The 3,306-nt window shown below is 57.0% G+C and carries 2 protein-coding genes and 2 pseudogenes; 1 reads left to right on the top strand and 3 read right to left on the bottom strand.

Annotated features, from left to right (window positions below):
• Positions 1-239 precede the first annotated feature (239 nt).
• A pseudogene (locus C7G61_RS42265) lies at positions 240-425 on the top strand (IS3 family transposase); the annotation flags it as partial.
• 380 nt (positions 426-805) lie between these two features.
• On the opposite strand, the gene C7G61_RS45425 reads toward C7G61_RS42265, so the two are convergent.
• The 3 genes and pseudogenes from C7G61_RS45425 to C7G61_RS42280 form a co-directional block, all read right to left on the bottom strand.
• Positions 806-1,582 carry a RolB family protein gene (locus C7G61_RS45425; RefSeq protein WP_108523371.1) on the bottom strand — a complete coding sequence of 259 codons (777 nt, stop codon included), beginning with the start codon at positions 1,580-1,582 and terminating at the stop codon, positions 806-808.
• 486 nt (positions 1,583-2,068) lie between these two features.
• Positions 2,069-2,548: pseudogene (locus C7G61_RS42275) on the bottom strand (IS5/IS1182 family transposase); the annotation flags it as partial.
• A gap of 286 nt (positions 2,549-2,834) precedes the next feature.
• Positions 2,835-3,306 (bottom strand): transposase (locus C7G61_RS42280; protein WP_244608776.1); only part of this gene is annotated, 472 nt, incomplete at its 5' end.

Raw genomic sequence — 3,306 nt, forward strand, 5'->3', positions numbered from 1 at the left:
CATCTCCTGTGTGAGACGCTGCGGGGCAGCGCGGGAGCGCCAGTTCGGGTGAGCGCTCCCGCTCGCCCCGCAGCTCCATTCCCCACCAGTCCAAACCATTCTGTCAGATTAAGTCGAGACTTTTACAAACCATGGCGTCTTCGAAGGCAGCTTCCATGCTGGCGCGCGGCCGCTCTGCGCGCGTCGTTGCATCGTCAAAGCCTTTGCCTGTCAAAATTTCCTTGGATAGCTACTTCGGTTACAAGGCCGAGGTGATCCATCGGCGCGGGCCATGGCGCAGCTTCGAGGCCGTCGAGTTCGCCACTCTCGAATGGGTCGACTGGTTCAACAACCGACGGCTCCTGGAGCCCATCGGAAACATCCCGCCGGCCGAAGCCGAGCAACGCTACTACGCCATGCTGGAACAACCGGCCATGGCAGCTTAACTTAAACCAAATGGCCTCCGGCAAACCCGGGACGGTTCACTTACGTCACGAGTGCACGAACGCACAAACAAAGAAAGGCGACAAAGCCATATATCCTGCCACCCACCCATTTATTGAACCACCACCCACCCATTTATTGAACCACCACCCACCCATTTATTGAACCACCCACCCATTTATTGAACCACCCACCCATTTATTGAAACGGACCCAGCTTATTCGATTAATCAAGACAACGTTCGTACACCCAAACGACGCAATGAAAAACAAAGGCGCCTTCAGCGCATCCAAAGAAAACAAATCAACGAAGCAGAAATGAAAGACAGACACAATCAAAACAAGCCATTGAACGCCTAAATCGGCCAAGTCTAACAGAGCTCCTAGCCCGCTATCCTCATCCGTGGCTGTTCGCGAAACAGCGCCGGCCCAATCAGCACCACATCACAAGCGCTGCTTGCGCGACTGTACATCGAATTGCCTAACTCTGCCCATGCGGTGGTGTGGGGAATAGCGATGAAAAAGTCGATGTCGGCGGCGGCGGGGCTCTGACATCCAGATGCTCGGTATCTGGCCGCCACGGCTTCACGAGACATATTCGTGTCATACGGCGGGAGCGTCGTCGCCACGACCAGATCGAGGAGCACGCGCGGACGGAGGTTGCGCGGAACGGGATCAAGGTTTCCTCGTTCGAGACACTGCCTGGCAGCCTCAGCCGGCATATAGACATACAGGAGAGGCGGCCCCGGCAGGATCTGCTCCAGGCCTTGAACGGATGTTAGAGTGGCATCTCTTGCCCCGTGAGCCAGCATGTTCATAAGAAAGGTTCTATAGGCTCTGAGCGCGTTCGCAATGTGGTCCACCAGCTCGAGTGTACGGCCTCTCAACAGCGGACACTCGCCGCCCCTAAACACTGGGTTCATACTCGCGGCTAGAGATAAAAATGATGGGAGACTACGGCGAGAGGCTCGTGTACTTGTGAGTTGATGACCCAAAACAACAATGAGGTTTATATAGGCATATAGAGGCTTGTCCAAGAGGACATGCGCCTTTTGATCTCTGACCGGCACAGTTGTTGTCGTTCGGTGTAATAAAGGGGCATTTTTGGATGCGCCCCTTAGGTCGCGTAGAGTTGCAGCTTCTGTGCAGCCGTTAGCCATCGATATAGTTCAAGGGGCGCAACTTTAGCGTTCTGCAAAGGGCTGTCCAGGCTGGTCGATCGGTGGGGCGCAACCTCTGTCTTTTTTAAATTTCGAAAGGTCTCTTTTTGCCTTTGCCAAAGGTTGCATGCTTCTTGAGCGAAGGGGACTTTTACATCATGGATGTCATCCTCTCTCGTTCTCCAGCAGTAAAATATGCTTTGGGTCGCTAGGAGTCGCCAACAGAAATATTATACTCGCTCTCTGAGGTGGACAGAAAATAACCTATCTGATGTAGACTGAAAGCGACGTCATAAGTCGTGCGAGACGGAAGTTGCCACCTTCCGTCTCGCACGACATTTACATCAGGATATATCCTGCCGCCGCCGCCGCCGCCGGGATGGCTCAAGGAACCGTTGCGGAAGGAGATATCTCCGGAATGGCCGCCATGCACTCTCCTCGGTCACGTCGACGACGTTAAGGAGTCGTCCGTGAAGAATACCGAACTCACGCTGGGACGGTCGGAGCGTTGGGGAAGAGTGCGGTGAGGAACAGGCGCAGCAAAGGCCTGAGCCATCGGATGAGGCGTCGGAAGTTGTAGCCGACGGCGGCGAGGACGGCGTTGGCGGCATCGCCGCGACGGAACCAGAGATAATTGCGGCCCATGCGGTGCTCGGCTTTGAGATGGCCGATGACGGGCTCGACGGCGGCCCTGCGGCGCAATTCGCGCTTGATGCTGGGTGTCACTCCTCGCTTCTGGCCGGAGAGGAAGACCCTGAACTTGTATTCGGGCGGCGCGTTGTGGCCGCGATATCCCTTGTCGGTGAGGAGGCGCGCGATGATGTTGCCGATGAGCGCCTCCATGTCCGGGATCACGGTGGCCAGCGTGTGACCGTCATAGGCATTGCCGGGCAGCGCCTTCACATGAGTGACGAACTGGCCGCCCCTGGCGTGGCCGATCGTGGTGGCGACGGAGACTTTGACGCCGATCTATGGACCACGCCCGCGTTGCAAGAGGAATCGACAAAGGGATGAAGCGGTTTGCGCCAATCTATCCGGCTTCAATTTGGGGCTGTTGCCCCGAGCCATCATGGATATCCGCCCACTTCTGTCCTCAATAACTCGCCGGCCTCAAGAAGGGCCATGGAGTCGAACCAGGCTTCAGAAGTGTCGGTGGAACCGTTTCTCCATTCGTCCTTTCCGTCTCGCAAACCTCGGCGGGTTATTGTGCCTTCCTGATCGGACCTTGGATCTTCCTTTCCGGCCCTGTTTCTTATGCGGTGCGGCCCAAGAGGTTGGCGTCGTAGTCACGGCCCTTTGCGAGCATGCTCCAGGCCATGCGCGCGAGTTTTGCGGCCAGGGCAACAACCAAGACATTGGAGTGGAGCCGCTTGGACGCTGCCTCCAACCAGGCTCCGAAGCCATGCCGAGGCCAACTCTGACGCTGCAGAAGTACGGCTCTGGCGCCCTGAATGAACAGCGTTCGCAGGTACCGATTACCGCGCCTCGATATGCGCCCGAGAATGGTTCGATCGCCGGTCGAGATTTGCTTCGGTACCAGACCAAGCCATGCTGCAAAGTCCCGGCCCTTATGGAAGGCATCACCGGTTCCGATGGCAGAGCCGGCTCCGCAAATTTGAACAGGTCGGTAAGTGGAGTTTCTGCCTGACAGCGGGCACGCTGGTGCCTGCGAATCAGGAGCGACGATGAGCAGACGAGCACGCCGAAACCACACACCGGCCTTC

It is taken from the genome of Bradyrhizobium algeriense (assembly GCF_003062295.1).
GTDB lineage: Bacteria > Pseudomonadota > Alphaproteobacteria > Rhizobiales > Xanthobacteraceae > Bradyrhizobium > Bradyrhizobium algeriense.